Genomic DNA, 17818 nt, shown 5'->3' with positions numbered 1-17818 from the left:
TAGATATGGCCGCGCCGATCAATCGTTTCAAAGAGGCCCTCAAGGATGGCCAGCGCCAGATCGGCTGCTGGTGCAGCTTTGGCGAGGCCGTCACCACCGAAGTCATGGGCACTGCAGGCTTTGACTGGCTGGTGGTCGATGGCGAACATGCCCCCAACGACATCCGCTCGATCCGCGATCAGCTGGTGGCGCTGGCAACCTCGCCGGCGGAACCGGTGGTGCGGGTCCCGATCGGCGAGGCCTGGATCATCAAACAGGTGCTGGATGCGGGCGCGCAGACCGTGCTGGTGCCGATGGTGGAAACTGCCGAACAGGCCGCCGAGCTGGTCCGCGCCTGCCACTACCCGCCCCATGGCACACGCGGGGTCGGCGCAGCCGGAGCGCGCGCGACACGCTTTGGCACCACGCCGGATTACATCGCCACAGCGGATGCGCAAATCTGCGTTCTCCTGCAGGTGGAGAACCGCAAGGGCATTGAAAACCTCGATCACATCCTTGCCGTGGAGGGCATCGACGGGATCTTTATCGGCCCTGCGGATCTCTCCACCGATATGGGGCATCAGGGCAACTCTGCCCATCCCGAGGTGCGCGCGGTGATTGCGGATGCGATCTCGCGGATCAAGGCCGCGGGCAAGGCGCCGGGGATCCTTGGCGTCACCGATGAGGCCACGCAGGCCTATTCGGACATGGGCGCGCAATTCCTGGCGGTAGGGCTGGATGTGCTGGTGCTGGCGCAGGGCGCGCGGACACTGGCGGCAAAATGGCGCTGATTTGATTGGGCAGTCCACCAGTGGACTGCCCAACCCTGTCTGATCAGGGGATCAACCTGTCTTTGGCCCGCTCAAACCCCGGCGTGAGCGTCGCAAAGAGATACCCCGAGACGCAGGTCGCGCCATGGGTCGGCCCGCTGCCCGCCCGCAGCGCCACCCGGCGGCGCACCCCGCTCAGGTCCTGGGGGATTTCCCGCATCAGGGCCGCCCGGCGCAGCATTTCCGAGCCAGTGTCGATCCGTCCCGGCACCGGGCGCCACTGCAACAGGGAGCCCTCGTCGCGTTCGGAGGCGTCATAGACCACCTCATCTTCTTTGATGGTGCGCAGCACCCGGATCTGATCGATGGTTTCCGGATCGATCGCGGTGGGATCCGCCGAAAGCACCACCAGATCCGCCAGCTTGCCCACCTCGAGCGAGCCTTTGGTGTTTTCCTCAAAATGCTGCCATGCGGGCCAGATCGTCATCGCCTTCAGCGCCGTCATCGGGTCAACCCTATGCGCAGCACCGATGATGTCGCCACTGCGGCTGCGCCGGGTCACGGTCGCATCAAGCACCCGCATCGAGTCGGGAAAGGCGACCGGCGCATCATGATGGGTGGAGAACCGCATGCCGCGTTTCAGAACCCAACCGGTGGGCGAGATATTATCCGCAGCCTCGGGCCCCACGGTGCGGTCGCGATGCCAGTCGCCCCAATAGAACGTGTGCATGGGAAAGAGCGAGGGAAAGATGTCGAGCGCCTTGATGCGGTCCACCTGATCCTCGCGCAGGAACTGGCCATGGATCAGCACCGAGCGGCGGTCGTCATTGCCGTGCTTTTCGGCCGCTGCGCCCGTTGCCGCCAAGAGCAGGTCGCTGGCGGCTTCGCCATTGGAATGGGTGAGGATCTGAACGTCGTTCTCATAGGCCCAGTCGATGGCGTCAAACACCTGATCCGGGCTGGCCGCCGGATAGCCCACATAGTCGCTGCGCATCTGCGGCGGAGGCGCATAGTAGGGTTTGTCCCGCCAGGCGGTAAACCCCTGCGGAGAGCCATCAATCGTGAGCTTCGCGCCGCCGACCCTCAGCCCGTTCTCATAGTCAAATGACTGTTCTTCCAGAATAAAATCACGGTCGATCAGGATGTCGGGATAGGCCACCACATCGACCTTCAGCCCATCCGGCTGCGCGGCCAGCGCCTGCATCATCTGCACCTGCCCGGTGCTCGCGCGCCCTTCCTGTGCAGTGGTGTAGCCATATGAGGCAACGAGATCGACGCCCGCGCGGACCATCTCGATCGAGCCTTCCGCGTCAAGCCCGCCGAGGATTCGGCCAAGCGCCACAAAATGCGGGGTTTCCTCGAGCACCCCGTCCGGGGTTTTGCCATCGGCCTCGCGCCGGATCACACCGCCAGGCATCTCTTCGCTCTCGGCGGTGATGCCCGCAAGCGCAAGCGCCGCGGTATTGGCAACCGCGAGATGGCCAGACTGATGCACGATATAGACCGGAATATCCGCCGCAACCGCATCGAGATCATGACGCGTCGGATGCGCCAGCTCGCTCAGCTGAGAGTCGTCATAGCCAAACCCGATCACAGCGCCAAAACGCTCCACCCGCTCGGGCTGAGCATCGATAAAGTCGCGTAGAATATCCTGAAGCTCGGCGATGCTGTTGCCCCGCCCATCCGGTGCGGGCAAGAGATTGGCCGCCATGGCCTGCAGGCCGATTGCCGCCACATGGCCATGTGCATCCACAAAACCCGGCAGCAGGGTAGCCCCTTCGAGGTCGATCACACGGGTGCTCTCGCCGCGCAGCGCCATCACGGCCTCGGTGGAACCAACCGCCGCAATGCGCCCCTCGCGCACTGCCAGCGCCTCGGCCCGCGGCGCGCTGTCGTCCATCGTCAGCACGGGTCCGCCCGTATATATCGTGTCCGCCACGTCCTGCGCCGCCGCGCCCATGGCAACGGTGGCCGCACAGAGGGACATCAGCCCCAATTTCAGATGAGTACCCAACATCCCTGCACCTCCCAGCTGATGATCGAGATGCTTCTAGGGTCTCACAGGTGCGCCTATCGGGCAAGGCACAACCAAAAATTGCAAAATTCAACAGGTGCGAAAGCCGCTCACGTCCCCGAGCGGCCTTGCCAATTTCCGGCGGATCAATGCGCCTGCATCGGCGCGCCAAAACGCTTTTCAAGCTCCGCGCGCGGATGCCCCAAGAGCCCAAAGGTGCAGATTTCAACCCGACTTTGGAGATCCACCAAACGCAGGCGGCCTTCGCGACGCTTCATGTCAAACCCTTTGCCGCGCAGCAGTTCACGCAGGGTCGGCCAGCTGTCCGCGCGGTTGAGCGGCTCGCTCAGATTTGCGCGCAGGAGCATCATCGATTCCGAGTCGAGACGCTTGCGCGTGCTTGCGCAACCCCAGGGGGTCTGTCCATAGGCCAGGTCTTCGTTGTCGGTCTTGTCATCACGATAGGTCATCTCTTCACCCTCTCATCCACTCCGGGTTCAGATTACCCTGGGGCGTGGCGAAAATGGGGCGTTCAAAGGTTGGGTCCGGGGCGCAAAGGAAGAGTTTGATATACTTTAGAACGAGCGCGCGGGCGGTGTCCTGCGGGTTGCAACAGGCCGGCGACCCGCGCGCGACGCTCAGCGCAGGACCATGCCCTCAGGCCAGCTCAGGCGGGTCTTGAGGCTGATGGTGCGCGTCTTTCCTGCCGACACATCGAGATCCCAGGCGAGGATTCCGCGCTGTTTGTCGACGTTTTCCTCGGAGGGCGCGGGCGTTGCAGACCATGTGATCTCCAGATCCTCCTGATCGCTGAAGGGCACCAGATCAAGAACGCGCAGCGGCCAGTCCTGACCGGTCAGGTTCTCCACCTCGATCTCGGCCACCATATCGCGCTGGTTGCTGCGCGAGATCACGCCGCGCCCACCTTCGCTCTGATCCAGAAGGTCCCGTTTGAGGCGCAGGCCATCAATCGGGCCAAAACCCAGATCGAGCTCGGCGTCGGGCGTGAGCCCCGCGAAATGCCCAGATCCAACAAGGTCGCCATCAACAAAATAGCGCGTGGTCGAACTTGCCAACAGCTCCTCGCCACTGGTGTTCACGATGCGCGCAATGCGAAAGGCGGTCGGATCGCGGCGTGGCACGGCCTGGGCAAAGACCTCAGCCTCAAACGTGACATCCGGCAGGGTGAGATAGGCCAACTCCGCCCCCGAGCGCAGGCTGACAGGCACATCAAAGCTGTAAGAAACCCCTGCCTCGCTGGCGACGACACCAAAGGAGGCACCTGTGTCCTCGACGATGATCGGGGCCTCGACGATCGGCTCGGCGGCGCTCATCACCCGGCTTTCTGAGGTGAAACGCTGTTTGGCCTGTTGCTCGTCCTCGATCCAACGCCGATTGGGACGCAGGTCATGTGGGTTGATCCTCTGATCCGGGGTCGAGGTCGAGACCCGCAGCGCCACATCCACCCAATCCTCGCCAGTGGCCTGCTGGATCATCACATCCCGGCGCAAAGTGACCTCTGGCGAGGTGCCTGTTTGCAGATTGAACGCATAAGACGGCCCCCATGACACCGCATCATTGGGGTAGCTTAGGCTGAGCGGTACCGTCACTTCTTCATCCGCCTCGACATCCAGTGCGAGGAACATCTGTTCTTCATCCTGCTGCGACAGCGCCCGAAGCTCCGCCTGCGCCCGGGCCAGCTCGGCCTCGAGATCCTTCATCTGGCGCTGAAACCCGCGCTCCTGCGCTTTGGCCCGCAAAATGGTCTCGCGTGCCTCGGAGGTTTCCTCGCGCACCGTGCTCACCAGTGCGCGCAACTGATCGGGGTCGGGCAGTGCCGCTCCCTCGCCCCGGTTAAGGGCACTCAGAAAGGCGATCGCTGCCTCGGCGCCCTGCGCCGCCAGTCGCGCCTCCTCTGCGGTCTGGCGCAGCGCATCTATCTGGTCCTCAATCTCCGCCACCCGAGCCTCAGCCGTGGCCTGTTCGGGGGTCGCGGTCTCCTCGAGAACCGGAAAACTCTCGCGCAGATACAGCCCGACCCGGCGCACGCCGGGATGCGTCACCTGCAGGGTTTCCACCTCATCCACAAAGGGCATTCCCGTGATGATGATCCGGTGACGGCCTGCGGGCAGCGTCACTTCGGCGGTGCGGGTCATCAATGCCTCGCTGGGATAGACGGTCACCGCGCTGACGCGGCTTGCGGCGGTGAAGGTCTCCGCCAATGCGGTCGTGGACAACAGGGCCGCAGCCCCAACAAGGACAGAAGAGAGAACAAAGCGCATCAAAATCACCGAGCTGACAATAGGATGCACCGAGCGTCTTCTGCTCGGGAGGAAAACGCAAGAGGCGCCCCAGTGGGACGCCTCTCGATAGTCATGTCTTTGCCGATAGAAGGTCACTCACCGTCCGACCGAGAGGTCGGGCGTGCCCTTCTCTCTATCTGGCGATCAGCCCTTCTTCAGGACTTCACGGCCCAACAGCTCTGCGATCTGCACGGCGTTGAGGGCGGCGCCCTTGCGCAGGTTGTCCGACACACACCACAGGTTCAGGCCGTTATCCAGCGTCGAGTCCTGACGGATGCGGCTGATGAAAGTCGCAAAATCGCCAACGCATTCTTTCGGCGTCACGTAGCCGCCGTCTTCGCGCTTGTCGATCACCATGATGCCCGGTGCCTCGCGCAGGATGTCGCGGGCCTCGTCTTCATCAAGGAAGTCCTCAAACTCGATGTTGATCGCCTCGGAATGGCCCACAAACACCGGCACGCGCACGCAGGTCGCGGTCAGCTTGATGGACGGGTCCACGATCTTCTTGGTTTCCGCAACCATCTTCCACTCTTCTTTGGTGGAGCCATCGTCGAGGAACACGTCGATATGCGGAATCACGTTGAAGGCGATGTCCTTGGGGTAGACCTTGCGCTGGTAATCGTCGGTCGGATTGTAATGCGCCTTGGTCTGATCCCAGAGCTCGTCGATGGCGTCCTTGCCGGAGCCGGAAACAGACTGGTAGGTCGAGACCACAACGCGTTTGATCTTGGCGCGGTCATGCAAGGGCTTCAGCGCCACAACCATCTGCGCGGTGGAGCAGTTGGGGTTGGCGATGATGTTCTTCTTGGAATAGCCGTGCACGGCCTCCGGGTTCACCTCGGGCACGATCAGCGGAATATCCGGGTCGTAGCGATAAAGCGAAGAGTTGTCGATCACGACACAGCCCGCCGCCGCCGCCTTGGGCGCGTATTTCTTCGTGGCGTCCGAACCAATGGCAAAGAGCGCCATGTCCCACCCCGTGAAGTCAAAGGTGTCGAGATCCTGGGTCTTCAGGGTCTTGTCGCCAAATGTGACCTCAGTACCCAGCGAACGACGGGATGCCAGAACGGCAATCTCATCCACCGGGAACTGGCGCTCGGCCAGGATGTTCAGCATTTCACGGCCCACGTTCCCCGTGGCGCCGGCGACAACGACGCGATAACCCATGTTAGTTTCTCCAATTCTGTCCGGCCCCATGACCGGCTCGCGGTGTAATATAGTTTCTGCGCCTGCATTAAAAGGCGCGATTTGGACCAAAACTGCGCGGACGGCGGTTTTGTTCCACATAAATTTCGCTTTTCATGACAAAAGTCCCGACGCGGTGCGGTTTCAACCTGTCACAGCTGCGCGAGCGCAGCTTGTCGTAGCGGGTTTGCGCGCCAGTTCACGGTTGATTATTGCCAGAATTGGCAGGTTTAAAGAAGGCACGCCATGACCCGCGCGGACCCGTTTTATGACTCCCTCCAGAAGGTTCAGACCTTTGAAAATCTGACTGGCGGCACCCGCTTCACCCCCTTGCCGGAGGAGTGGTACGTGGGCTGCTGCGATATTGTCGATTCCACCGGCCTGCTGGCACGCGGGCAGTATAAAACCGTCAATATGATCGGCGCATCGGCGATCGCTGCGCTTATGAATGCCTTTGACCATGCGCCTTTTCCCTTTGTCTTCGGCGGCGATGGCACGTCGTTTGCGGTGCCGCCGCATCTGGCAGATCGCGCGCGTCAAGAGCTGGCCAAACTGCGCGCCTGGGTGGCACAGGAGTTTGATGTCGCCTTGCGCGCCGCCCTTCTGCCGGTGGCGGACCTGCGCGATGCAGGGCGGGATGTGCGGGTGGCACGCTTTGCCGCCTCCTCGCATCTGGATTACGCCATGTTTGACGGCGGGGGGCTGGCGTGGCTCGAGGAAGAGATGAAAGCGGGCCGCTACGAGATCCCTGCCGCCGACCCGGTCGCCCCCCCTGATCTTGAAGGGCTCTCGTGCCGCTGGGACAATGTGCCCGCCGTCAATGGCGAGATCCTGTCACTTCTGGTGCTGCCGCATGCCAACACCGATCCTGCTGCCTTTGATGCTCTGGTGGCACGGATTCTGTCCGAAGTGTCCCAGACCGAGCGCGCCGGCCATCCGCTGCCGGCCATCGGTCCCAAGCTCAGATTCCCGCCGCCCGGACTGGGGATTGAAGCCAGGTTGCTGCGCGGCAATGCCCCCGCAATTTTGCGCAAATTGATGCTGTTTTTTCAGTCCGCTTTTGCAGGTCTGATATTCCTGCGCGGGCGCCCGGCCGGGTCTTTTGACCCGATACACTACCGCAGCACGATTGCGACAAACGCAGATTTCCGAAAATTTGACGACGGGTTGAAGATGACTCTGGACTGCGACGCCAAAACCCGCACAACGCTCGAGCGTTTGCTGAAACAGGCGCAGGCCGAGGGGGTCGCGCGCTATGGGTTGCATGTTCAGGCCGAAGCGCTTGTGACCTGCATCGTCCCCTCGCCCTTGCAGGACGACCACATGCATTTTGTCGATGGCGCATCAGGCGGCTACGCGCAGGCTGCGCAGATGCTCAAGGGCGCCGCGCGGGACTGACCTGCCCATGCGCCCCCCCCGCGAGCTGCGATCCGGCAGGATGCGCGCGATCTCGCGCTATGTTCAGACCTGAAGAAAGCTGTTTGATTTTGGGTCGTAGCACTCCAGACCGCCCTCCCCAATGTCGGTCCAAAGCCCGTGCAGGCTGAGCTCTCCCGCCTTTACGGCATTGTCGATAAAGGGAAAAGTCATCAGGTTCTCGAGGCTCGCCACCACCGCCTGACGTTCAAACTGGCGCGCTTGCTCATCGGGGTCTGCAATGTCTTCGACCGAGGCAAACCGGGGCTTTAGGATGTCCATCCAACGCCCCACGAAACTGGTCTTTTCCTCAAGCGCGGGCGCATGGCCCTTGCACATGTCGATACAGCCCTGCACGCCGCCACATTGCGAGTGACCGAGCACGATCAGATGCGCCACCTTGAGCACCGTCACCGCATATTCCACCGTGGCCGAGGTGCCGTGATGGTCGCCATCGGGCGCATAGGGTGGCACCAGATTTGCGATATTGCGGTGGATAAAGAACTCGCCCTGATCGGCGCCAAAAATCGAGGTCACATGCACCCGGCTGTCGCAGCAGGAAATCACCATGGCGCGCGGGCGCTGACCCTCTTTGGCGAGCCGACGATACCAGCCCTGGTTCTCCTCATAAGAGGTGGCCTTCCAGCCGTGGTAACGAGTTACCAGGTAGTGCGGCAAGGGCTTTGCGTAATCCATGAGTTCACCTCGGGTTGTCGACTGACGGGGTTGATAACCGCAATTCTCACCAAATTCGAGAGATTTACGCAGCGCTTGGAAACCTTTTGACAACCAGTGCGGCGCAAATTGGACGCATGCCGTGGGGGCATACCGAATACGGGGTGAATTGTGGTGGCTAACATACTGACAGTCAAACATAGGGAAAACGTCCATCTGGACCCGAAAAAGCTCAGCGAACTCTATTCGCAGCTTGGGGAAACCAGTGCCGAAGACGTGGTCTGTCGCGCCATTGAGGAGCTTGCCGTGCGCTTGACGCATTGCGAACGCCTGTGGCGCCAGGACGATATTGATAATCTGCGCAAGAGCGCGCGCTCGCTGATCGCGATTTCCGAACAGATCGGCATGATGGCCATGGCCAATATTGCGCGCGATGTAACCGACGCCATTGATGCCGATGACTCACCGGCGGTGGCGGCAACATTGTTCCGCCTGATCCGCGTGGGAGAAAGCTCTCTGACTGCGGTTTGGGAACAACACGACCTGACGGTCTGACGGACCCGCCGCCTGAGCGGCGCATCCATGTAGGTTTCGAGTTCGGCCCGGTTGGGCTTGCGGCGGCGGCTGCGACGGATACTCTGGTGGCAAGAGGTGATAGACCCAAGCCATATTAAGAGGACCTGTCCATGCAGCCCCATTTTGCCGTGCCCAATCTGGCCGTACCGACCTTTGCAGCCGCAACCGATGCGGCCCTTCCCCTTCACATCGTGACCGAACGCACGCTGGACGCCTGGCTTGCCGAACAGGACGGCGCCACCGCAGGCTGGGTGCGCAGCATGGGATTTCGCGCGTCCTGGGGACAGGTGGTTGTTCTGCCGGGACCGGATGGCAGCCTTCGTGGCGCGCTGATCGGCGCAGGCACCCCCAAGAGTCGCCAGCGTCAGCGCTTCCTGCTGGCGGCTGCGGCGGCCAAACTGCCGGAGAGCACCTATTCGCTGGCCTCTGAACTGCCCGCAGATCTGTCGCTCGAGGTTGAGTGTTTTGGCTGGCTCATGGCGCAGTATGCCTTTGATCGCTACGCCAAAAACACCGGTGCCAAAGCACGACTTGTGGCCCCGGATGGCGTGGACGCAGCCCGGATCGAGGCGATGGCGGCGGGCGAGACCTTTACCCGCACGCTCATCAACACGCCCGCCGAACACATGGGACCCGCAGAGCTGCAAGGGGCCGTCGAGTCGCTGGCCGAAGCCCATGGGGCAGAGGTGCGCAGCATTGTGGGCGCGGATCTTCTTGAGCAAAATTTTCCGCTCATTCACACGGTGGGCCGCGCGGCCGAGCGCGCGCCGCGCCTGATCGATCTGCGCTGGGGCAGCGAAGGCCCAACGCTGACGCTGGTGGGCAAGGGGGTGTGTTTTGACACCGGTGGTCTCAATCTCAAACCCGGAGCCAGCATGGCGTTGATGAAGAAAGACATGGGCGGGGCCGCCAATGTCCTGGGCCTTGCGCATATGATCATGGCGACGGGCCTCAAGCTTCGGCTGCGGGTGCTGATCCCGGCGGTGGAGAACGCGATCTCCGGCCCGGCCTTCCGCCCGGGTGATATTCTGACCTCGCGCAAGGGGCTCACGGTCGAGATCAACAATACCGATGCCGAGGGGCGGCTGGTGCTCGCCGATGCGCTGGCGTTTGCCCAGGAAGAGACGCCCGATCTGCTGATCTCCATGGCGACGCTGACCGGTGCGGCGCGGGTGGCCGTGGGGGCCGACATAGCGCCCTTCTTCACCGACCGCGAAGGCGATGCGGTGACCCTTTCGAGCACGGCACAGGACGCGGCGGATCCGGTCTGGCGCCTGCCCTTTCACGACGCTTACGAGGCCATGATCGAACCCGGGATTGCCGATCTCGACAATGCGCCAGCAGGCGGCTTTGCCGGGGCGATCACAGCGGCCCTGTTCCTGCGCCGTTTTGCGGATGAGGCGCGCTACATGCATTTTGATGTCTTTGGCTGGAGCCAGTCGAACCAGCCCGCCCGCCCGAAGGGCGGCGTCGGTCAAGGCACGCGGGCGCTTTATCAGGCTCTGCCAGAACTGCTGGGTCTGTCATGACCCGCGCCCGCATTGACCGCCCCGTCGTCGATCTGTGCGCGGCTCCTGCGGGCGCCCGCGATCGACAGCTGCTGCTTGGCGACACCGTCGAGATCCTCGCGACCTCTGACGGCTGGTGCCACCTGCGTGCCGAAAAAGACGGCTATCAGGGCTGGGTTCCGGGGACCGCCCTGGCAGAGCCATTGACGCCGACCCACTGGGTCAGCGCCCCGGCGACCCACGCCTACACAAAGGCGGATTTCAAATCGCCGGACCTTGTGTCGCTCAGCCTCGGCAGCCAGGTGGTGGTGAGCGGTTCTGAGGGGCGATTTGCACAGACTGATCAAGGGTTTGTGCCGCTGGCGCATCTCATGCCGCTGGCGCAGCGCGCGTCCGATCCCGTGGCCGTGGCCGAAACGCTTTTGGGCACACCGTATCTCTGGGGGGGCAACAGTCGCTTTGGCATTGATTGCTCGGGGCTGGTGCAGCTTTCCTGTCATGCCTGCGCGATTGCCTGCCCCGGTGACAGCGGACCGCAGGAAACCGCGCTTGGGCAGACCTTGCCAGATGGCACCCCCTATGAACGGGGCGATTTGCTGTTCTGGAAAGGCCATGTGGGCTGGGTGCGCGACCCGCTCACGCTGCTGCATGCCAACGCTTTTTCGATGGCGGTGACGCTGGAGCCGCTTCAATCCGCGATCACCCGTATCGCAGAACAGGGCGACGGGCCGGTAACGGCGCATAAACGCCTGACCTGACACCTGTCGGGAGCCACTCAAATCGACTGCGTGATGTCGAGGCGGATCGGATCGCGCAGCGATCCGATCCGGGCCGTGGCCGCGCGGAGCCAAGGGCTCCGCGCGGCCACGGCCACCCTTCACCCCGAAGGAATCTGTGACGCGTGCAGTCAGTCCACCACTCGGATCAGTTTACGCTCCAGCACACGCAGCACCGTTTTCAGATCATTGCCGCGCTTGAGGATCTGCCCATCCATGCCCACCACGGAGTATTGCCCCTGCCGATTGCGCAGCTTTGGGCGTTTTTCGATCCGGTAAAGCGGGTTTTCAGCGGTGCGGCGAAAGACAGAAAACACCGCCATCTCGCGCAGATGGGACAAGCCATAGTCGCGCCATTCGCCAGCGGCAACCATTCGGCCATAGAGCGACATGATCACGGAAAGCTCACGTCGGTGAAAGACGACCTGCTCGGGCGATGACGGGAATGCGCCGGTGTTTTGTTGGTTCATGCCTTCAAGGTCAGCCTATTTGCGCCGCAAATCAAGCCCATTTTAGCGCTTTAACACAGCAGCCCGGCCACATCCGCCCCGATCCCCAACCGCGTATGCAGAGCGCGCTGGCCAGGGGCTGTCACCTCCAGTCCGCGTGCGCGCTCCGCCCCATTCACCGGGCGGCGCAGCCAGCCCGCCTCCAGCGCGTGGGTCAAGATCTGCCGCCCCATGCCCCCCGCGATGTGCAACCGCCGTTCGGTCCAGTCCATACAGGGACGGGCAAAAGGCGCGCGCGTGGAACCCTCCGGGAGACAAACACCAAGCGCTGCCCAGATTTCACCCGCGACGGGATGAAACCCGCCGCCTTCCTCGCGCAGATGCCCTCGCGCAATCAACGCATCCGTCATCGCCACTGCCAGCGGTCCGGCCAGATGGTCGTAACAGCTGCGCACCTGCGCAAGCCCCCCCGCCTTGCGCTTTTGCGCACGATAAAGACTGTCGCGGGGCGCAATAGCGGCCAGCTGCTCGAGCGCCTGGGCGATCTCGGGCCCCGCCAATCGGTGAAAGACACAGCGGCCACGTTTCTCCGCCACCACGAGGCCCGCATCCTGCAAAAGCCGCAGATGCGCCGTGGCCGTCTGCGGCGTCACGCCGGCGGCGCTGGCAAGCTCCTTGTTGGTAAAGGACCGCCCCTCCATCAGCTCGCAGAGCATCCGGGTGCGGCTGGCATCGGAAATCGCCTGCCCGATGATGTCAAAACGCGGTGTAACCATATGCTGACCCTAGCGGGAATGGCAGCCCTTGCCCAACGCAAACACTTCGCCCAGCGCCGAAGTGTTCGACGCCGCAGAGGTCACACCAGCACCATGGCGTCCGACCGCTCGCCTCAGCCCCGTCTCTGACCCGTCTCAGGCCCGTTAGGGTCGATCAGAGGCGGCGTCCCCGGCCTGAGAAACGCCATAGCAGGCGAGGAACATATCCACGGCACCCTCGGCCACGCGGTTGATCTCGGAGTCCGTCACGCTGTCGCGCAGATTGAAGATCATCCGCGGGAACAGATCCATGCGCAAAAGCGCCGCCCATTGTTCCGCCGCCAGATCAAAATCCTCGATCCGCAACTCCCCGCGTGCGGTTGCGGCCTGCAGGTATTCCTTGAACCTCTCGCGCTCCACCTTCGGGCCACTGGCAAAGAACTCACGTCCAAGATCCGGGAAGCGCTCGGTCTCTGCCACGCAGATCCGATAGATCTTCTGGCCCACATCCGACAGGATCACCCGCAGTATATGGCGCGCAACCTGCGTCAGCACCTGGCGCGGGCTGGAGCCGGCGGGGATGTCGAGCTGCTGGGTGGCGTGGCGGGCGCACTCGCTATGCGCCACTTCCATGAACAACAGGCGTTTGTCGGGGAAATAGCTATAAAGCGTCGCCTTGGACACGCCTGCCTCGCGCGCGATATCGTCGACGCTTGCGCCTTCAAACCCGTCTGTCAAAAAGACCTTGCGCGCCCCATCCAGCACCTGGTCAAACTTCCGCCCTCTGCGCACCGCAGAAGCGTGTTGGTTCGTCACTCTGTCCACCCTCCTCGCACGCAGCCGAGGCCGTCCCTTGCCTCGTGGTGTGGCTGCGTTCCACATCCGTCTTCTGCATTCCACCGCGCCGCGGAACCGGCGATTGAAGACCGATCCAGAGGGGTGCGCCCGCTCTGCGGCTCAACCCGCCTGCGGGGCAAGTGGCGGCATGCAGTTCTTCAGCCATAGCGCACTCAAAGCCAGCAGGAAAGCGACACTCGCGTGATCTGGCGGGGGCGGGGCTACAAAAAGTCTTTTTCTTCTGGTCAGCTGACGTTACCAATCCCCGATATGGCTGAGATTTTCTTTCGCACGCTTCCGTTCTTTGCAATCATCGGCCTTGGCTATTGGGCGGGGCGGACACGGTTTTTTACCGATGAGGCGACGGCCTATCTGACAAAATTCGTCTTTTTCTTTCCTCTCTCCGCGATGATCTTTCGCTTTGCGGCCAATCTCTCGGTCACGGAGATTTTCGACCCCAACCTGATCCTTGGCTATCTCGCCGGGACCCTTGGTGTCTATCTGGTGGCGACCGTGGTGGCGGTGCTGAGGCGGCAGGACATGTCGACCGCCGCCGTCGAGGCCCAATGCGCGGCCATCGGCAATGTCGGCTTTCTTGGCATTCCGATGATGGTGATCCTCTTTGGCGAAGCCGCCGTCGGGCCGATGATGCTGGTGCTCGCTGTGGATCTGGTGGTGTTTTCTTCGCTGATCGTGGTGCTCATCAACGCGCATCGGGGTGCGGGTCTCAGTCTGGGGACATTCAAGCTGGTGGGCATGGGGCTGCTGCGGAACCCAATGATCCTGTCGATCGTTGCGGGGCTGGCCTGGTCCGCTGGTGAAGTGCCGATCCCGGCGCCGATGAATGACTTTCTCGCCATTCTGGGCGGGGCCGCGACACCGGGTGCGCTCTTTGCAATTGGTGCCTCGCTTGCCTCCAAATCCGCCGAGCGGGTGGAGGTCGCAGGCTGGCTCTCTTTTGCAAAACTGGTGTTGCACCCCCTTGGTGTCGCAGCGGGTGTCTTGTGGCTGATGCCTGTCACGCCGTTTTCAGCAGCGGTGGCGATTTCCGCCGCCTCGCTGCCGGTTGCCGGCAATGTCTACATGCTGGCGCAACACTATGGCGTTGCTCCGCAACGGGCCTCGGCAGCGATCCTGATTTCGACCGTGGTTTCAATCGTGACGGTGCCGCTGGTGATCGCCTGGGTGTCGTGACGACAGGTCCGAGTCGTCACAGACGGATCACATAGTCCTTGCGGGTGGTTTCAAGAACTTCCCATGTGCCCTTGAATCCGGGACGCAGGATGAAACTGTCGCCTGCGCTCAGCGGATATTCAGTGCCATCCTCACTGGTGATGATGGAGCGCCCTTCGAGAATGCGGCAGTATTCCCATTCATCGTACGAAATCCGCCACTTTCCCGGCGTGGACTGCCAGATGCCGCAATATAGCCCGTCCACCTCCTCCACATTCCACGTTGTGAAGACGGGATCACCAGCCAGCAGCTTTTCCGGCGCGGGGCGTTCCTCTTCGGGGGTGGCTGCGGCGGGGGTGAGGCGTTCAAAGTGGGTCATCTGGTCTTCCTTATGCGTCATGCGTGCGCTCTGTTCTCCATGCTTGCGCGCGCCCTGTCCAGCCTCGGCGGGCAAGAGAGTCGCGCTTTGGAAACGCGATCTTCAATCAATCGCAACCTTCTGGCGCAAAAAGGGTTCAAGGCGGCGTCCCGGCTCTGGATTAATCCGCCGCACCCCGTTAGCGATGGGCCAACACCGATTTCGAGGAGAGCTTGGATGGAACCGTCACTGGAAACCGTGTCCGAAAACCGCGCCTTTGGGGGCGTGCAGGGTGTCTACCGCCACAAAAGCAGCAGCACCAATTGCGAGATGACTTTTGGCCTGTTCCTCCCCGAGGAGGCCAAGGATGGCCCCGTGCCCGTGTTGTGGTATCTGTCGGGCCTGACCTGCACACATGAAAACGCCATGACAAAGGCCAGCGCGCAGGCCTGGTGTGCCGAGCAGGGGATCGCCATTGTCTTTCCCGACACCTCGCCGCGCGGCGAAGGCGTTGCCAATGACGAGGCGTATGATCTGGGACAGGGCGCTGGGTTTTATGTGAACGCCACCCAGGACCCCTGGAAGCCGCATTTCCAGATGTGGGACTATGTGGCCGAAGAGCTGCCCGCGCTGCTTGGCGCCAATTTCAACCTCGACATGTCCCGTCAGGCGATCACCGGACACTCCATGGGCGGGCACGGCGCGCTGACGCTGGCGATGAACCTGCCGGGTCGGTTCCGGTCCGTTTCCGCCTTTGCGCCGATCTGCAACCCCACCAACAGCGACTGGGGCCGCAAGCAGCTTTTGGCCTATCTGGGCGATGATGAGACCGCATGGGCCAAGCATGATGCCACGCTGTTGATGCGCGAAGCAGGGTTTGACGGCCCCGTCCTCATCGACACCGGCACCGCCGACCAGTTCGGGGATCTCTTGAAAACCGAAAGCATGGCCGAAGCGATTGCCACCCGCCGTCAGGAGGCCACATTGCGAATGCAGAAGGGCTATGACCATAGCTACTTCTTTGTCTCCACCTTCATGGAGGAGCATGTCTCCTTCCACGCCGACGCCCTCTATCGGGAGTAACATCATGACCGAGACCACGCCCCAATATGACTATGACCTGATCGTCATCGGCTCCGGCCCCTCCGGCCGCACCGCCGCCATTCAGGCCGCCAAGCTCAAGCGCCGCGTGCTGGTGATCGACCGCAAGGATCGCCTGGGCGGGGTCTCTGTCCATACCGGCACGGTGCCCTCAAAGACCCTGCGGGAAACCGTGCTGAACCTTACCGGCTGGCGCGAGCGCAGTTTCTATGGCCGCGCCTACCGCGTGAAGGACCAGATCAAGGCCGAAGACCTGAAGGCCCGCCTGCATATGACGCTTGATCACGAGGTTGACGTGCTCGAGCACCAGTTCAACCGCAACCACGTCGATATGCTGGCGGGCATGGCGCATTTCACCGGCCCCAACGAAGTCGAGGTCGAAGTCGAGGCCGGCGACACCACCCGCGTCACCGGCGAGAAATTCCTGATCGCCACCGGCACCCGCACCTATCGCCCCGACAGCGTGCCTTTCAACGGCACAACCGTCGTAGACGGCGACGAATTCCTCGAAATGGCGGAAATCCCGCGCTCGCTCATTGTAGTGGGGGCTGGCGTCATCGGTGTCGAATACGCGACCATGTTCTCGGCGCTTGATGTGCGCGTCACCCTGATCGAGCCGCGCGACACCTTCCTTGATTTCATCGACCGCACGCTCATCCAGGAGTTCACCCACCAGATCCGCGAAAACGGTGTTGATCTGCGGCTGGGGTCTGCGATTGAGAGCATCGAAGACGAAGGCAGCCACATTGAGGTCACGCTGGAAAACGGCCGCCACGTGCGTGGCGAGATGCTCTTGTTTGCTGCCGGGCGCATGGGCAACACGGATCGCCTGAACCTCAAGGCCGTGGGGCTGGAGACGGATCATCGCGGCCGCCTTGAGGTGGAGCGCAAGACCTATCAGACCAAAGTGTCCCATATCTATGCCACCGGCGATGTGATCGGCCATCCATCGCTGGCCTCCACCTCGCTGCAACAGGGGCGGGTTGCGGCCTGTCATGCGATGGATGTGCCCACCGTGCCCGAGAGCCCCTGGTTCCCCTATGGCATCTACTCAGTGCCGGAAATGTCCACCTGCGGCATGTCCGAAGAAGAGCTGAAAGAGCGCGGCGTCCCCTATGAGGTCGGCATCGCGCGGTTCCGCGAAACCTCGCGCGGGCACATCATGGGGCTGGAGCACGGCATGCTGAAGATGCTGTTTTCGCTCAAGACCCGCCGGGTGCTGGGCGTGCAGATCGTCGGCGAAGGCGCGACTGAGCTTATTCACATCGCACAGGCGGTGCTGAACCTCAAAGGCACGGTGGATTACTTCGTGCAGAACACCTTCAATTATCCGACCCTGGCCGAGGCCTATAAGATCGCCGGGCTTGATGCCTTCAACCGGATGCCAATCCCGGATGAATACAAGGATCTGCGCGCGCCCTCAAAGGCCAAGAAAGCCCCGGCCAAAAAGACCGAGACCAAATCTGCGGCCAAGGACAAGGCGCCAGAGTGAGCGCGCTGTACATCGATGCAGACGCCTGCCCGGTCAAAGCCGAGGCAGAGCGTGTCGCCACCCGTCACAAGTGGCGCATGTTTGTGGTCTCGAACGGGGGCCTCCGGCCCTCGCAAAACCCGCTGGTGGAAAACGTCATCGTGGATGCAGGCGCGGATGTGGCCGATATGTGGATCGCAGAACGCTGTGGGCCGGGCGACGTGGTGGTGACGGGAGACATCCCGCTGGCCGCCAAATGCATCGAGGCGGGTGCGCGGGTGCTGCGCCATAATGGAGAGCGCTTTACCGAGGCCAATATCGGCCAGCAACTGGCGATGCGTGACCTGATGGCCGACCTGCGCGCCGCCAATCCCCTGGGCATGCAAGGCGGCGGCAAAGGGTTCTCGAAGGCGGACCGCTCGCGGTTCCTCGACGCCCTCGAACGCGAAATCCGCGCGGCGAAGGGATAACG

18 protein-coding genes are annotated in these 17818 nt (G+C 62.5%); 9 read left to right on the top strand and 9 right to left on the bottom strand.

Annotation, left to right across the window (positions count from 1 at the left end; genetic code table 11):
- Positions 1 to 5 precede the first annotated feature (5 nt).
- Positions 6 to 770: an aldolase/citrate lyase family protein gene (locus TM1040_RS02725; RefSeq protein ID WP_011537078.1), complete on the top strand. Its 765-nt coding sequence runs from the start codon at positions 6 to 8 to the stop codon at positions 768 to 770.
- A gap of 43 nt (positions 771 to 813) precedes the next feature.
- Here the strand turns inward: TM1040_RS02725 and TM1040_RS02720 are convergent, their stop codons facing one another.
- The 4 genes from TM1040_RS02720 to TM1040_RS02705 all read right to left on the bottom strand — a co-directional run bounded on the left by TM1040_RS02720 (position 814) and on the right by TM1040_RS02705 (position 6233).
- Positions 814 to 2766: an amidohydrolase family protein gene (locus TM1040_RS02720; RefSeq protein ID WP_011537077.1), complete on the bottom strand. Its 1953-nt coding sequence runs from the start codon at positions 2764 to 2766 to the stop codon at positions 814 to 816.
- Between the two features lie 143 nt (positions 2767 to 2909).
- Positions 2910 to 3233: a hypothetical protein gene (locus TM1040_RS02715; RefSeq protein WP_011537076.1), complete on the bottom strand. Its 324-nt coding sequence runs from the start codon at positions 3231 to 3233 to the stop codon at positions 2910 to 2912.
- A gap of 168 nt (positions 3234 to 3401) precedes the next feature.
- Complete coding sequence (locus tag TM1040_RS02710; RefSeq protein WP_011537075.1) at positions 3402 to 5045, bottom strand: DUF4139 domain-containing protein; 1644 nt, start codon at positions 5043 to 5045, stop codon at positions 3402 to 3404.
- Positions 5046 to 5210: 165 nt separating this feature from the next.
- Positions 5211 to 6233: an aspartate-semialdehyde dehydrogenase gene (locus TM1040_RS02705; protein WP_011537074.1), complete on the bottom strand. Its 1023-nt coding sequence runs from the start codon at positions 6231 to 6233 to the stop codon at positions 5211 to 5213.
- 264 nt (positions 6234 to 6497) lie between these two features.
- Here TM1040_RS02705 and TM1040_RS02700 point away from each other — a divergent pair, with 264 nt between their 5' ends.
- On the top strand, positions 6498 to 7649 hold the full coding sequence (locus TM1040_RS02700) for a DUF3095 domain-containing protein (RefSeq protein ID WP_011537073.1): 1152 nt from the start codon (positions 6498 to 6500) through the stop codon (positions 7647 to 7649).
- A gap of 63 nt (positions 7650 to 7712) precedes the next feature.
- Here the strand turns inward: TM1040_RS02700 and TM1040_RS02695 are convergent, their stop codons facing one another.
- Positions 7713 to 8363 carry a carbonic anhydrase gene (locus tag TM1040_RS02695; protein ID WP_011537072.1) on the bottom strand — a complete coding sequence of 217 codons (651 nt, stop codon included), beginning with the start codon at positions 8361 to 8363 and terminating at the stop codon, positions 7713 to 7715.
- 153 nt (positions 8364 to 8516) lie between these two features.
- On the opposite strand from TM1040_RS02695, the gene TM1040_RS02690 reads away from it, so the two are divergent.
- The 3 genes from TM1040_RS02690 to TM1040_RS02680 all read left to right on the top strand — a co-directional run bounded on the left by TM1040_RS02690 (position 8517) and on the right by TM1040_RS02680 (position 11184).
- Positions 8517 to 8897: a hypothetical protein gene (locus TM1040_RS02690; RefSeq protein ID WP_011537071.1), complete on the top strand. Its 381-nt coding sequence runs from the start codon at positions 8517 to 8519 to the stop codon at positions 8895 to 8897.
- Between the two features lie 131 nt (positions 8898 to 9028).
- Entirely contained in the window at positions 9029 to 10447 is a 1419-nt protein-coding gene (locus TM1040_RS02685; RefSeq protein WP_011537070.1) for a leucyl aminopeptidase family protein, read from the top strand.
- Entirely contained in the window at positions 10444 to 11184 is a 741-nt protein-coding gene (locus TM1040_RS02680; protein ID WP_011537069.1) for an NlpC/P60 family protein, read from the top strand. Before TM1040_RS02685 ends, TM1040_RS02680 begins: the two co-directional genes overlap by 4 nt.
- 149 nt (positions 11185 to 11333) lie before the next feature.
- On the opposite strand, the gene TM1040_RS02675 is transcribed toward TM1040_RS02680, so the two are convergent.
- The 3 genes from TM1040_RS02675 to TM1040_RS02665 all read right to left on the bottom strand — a co-directional run bounded on the left by TM1040_RS02675 (position 11334) and on the right by TM1040_RS02665 (position 13222).
- Positions 11334 to 11672 (bottom strand): DUF2794 domain-containing protein, encoded by a 339-nt coding sequence (locus TM1040_RS02675; RefSeq protein WP_011537068.1) that lies wholly within the window; start codon positions 11670 to 11672, stop codon positions 11334 to 11336.
- A gap of 50 nt (positions 11673 to 11722) precedes the next feature.
- Positions 11723 to 12427 carry an ArsR/SmtB family transcription factor gene (locus TM1040_RS02670; protein ID WP_011537067.1) on the bottom strand — a complete coding sequence of 235 codons (705 nt, stop codon included), beginning with the start codon at positions 12425 to 12427 and terminating at the stop codon, positions 11723 to 11725.
- 144 nt (positions 12428 to 12571) lie between these two features.
- Positions 12572 to 13222 (bottom strand): TetR/AcrR family transcriptional regulator, encoded by a 651-nt coding sequence (locus tag TM1040_RS02665; RefSeq protein WP_011537066.1) that lies wholly within the window; start codon positions 13220 to 13222, stop codon positions 12572 to 12574.
- Between the two features lie 291 nt (positions 13223 to 13513).
- Between TM1040_RS02665 and TM1040_RS02660 the strand changes: the two genes are divergently transcribed.
- Positions 13514 to 14437, top strand: a complete 924-nt coding sequence (locus tag TM1040_RS02660) for an AEC family transporter (RefSeq protein ID WP_011537065.1) — start codon at positions 13514 to 13516, stop codon at positions 14435 to 14437.
- 16 nt (positions 14438 to 14453) lie between these two features.
- On the opposite strand, the gene TM1040_RS02655 is transcribed toward TM1040_RS02660, so the two are convergent.
- Entirely contained in the window at positions 14454 to 14795 is a 342-nt protein-coding gene (locus TM1040_RS02655; RefSeq protein WP_011537064.1) for a cupin domain-containing protein, read from the bottom strand.
- A gap of 228 nt (positions 14796 to 15023) precedes the next feature.
- Here TM1040_RS02655 and fghA point away from each other — a divergent pair, with 228 nt between their 5' ends.
- From fghA to TM1040_RS02640, 3 genes are read left to right on the top strand one after another with little or no spacing between them, the layout of a single operon-like run.
- Positions 15024 to 15857 carry an S-formylglutathione hydrolase gene (fghA, locus tag TM1040_RS02650; RefSeq protein WP_044026563.1) on the top strand — a complete coding sequence of 278 codons (834 nt, stop codon included), beginning with the start codon at positions 15024 to 15026 and terminating at the stop codon, positions 15855 to 15857.
- A 4-nt stretch (positions 15858 to 15861) separates the two neighbouring features.
- A complete protein-coding gene (gene sthA / locus TM1040_RS02645; protein WP_011537062.1) occupies positions 15862 to 17367 on the top strand; it encodes a Si-specific NAD(P)(+) transhydrogenase in 1506 nt (501 codons plus the stop codon).
- The gene (locus TM1040_RS02640; RefSeq protein WP_011537061.1) at positions 17364 to 17816 is read left to right on the top strand and encodes a YaiI/YqxD family protein; all 453 of its coding nucleotides are present in this window, start codon (positions 17364 to 17366) and stop codon (positions 17814 to 17816) included. Before sthA ends, TM1040_RS02640 begins: the two co-directional genes overlap by 4 nt.
- The last annotated feature ends 2 nt before the right edge of the window (positions 17817 to 17818 follow it).

It is taken from the genome of Ruegeria sp. TM1040 (assembly GCF_000014065.1).
Lineage (GTDB): Bacteria > Pseudomonadota > Alphaproteobacteria > Rhodobacterales > Rhodobacteraceae > Epibacterium.
Note: the sequence above shows the minus strand (reverse complement) of the source record. Positions and strands in the feature narration are given on the sequence as shown.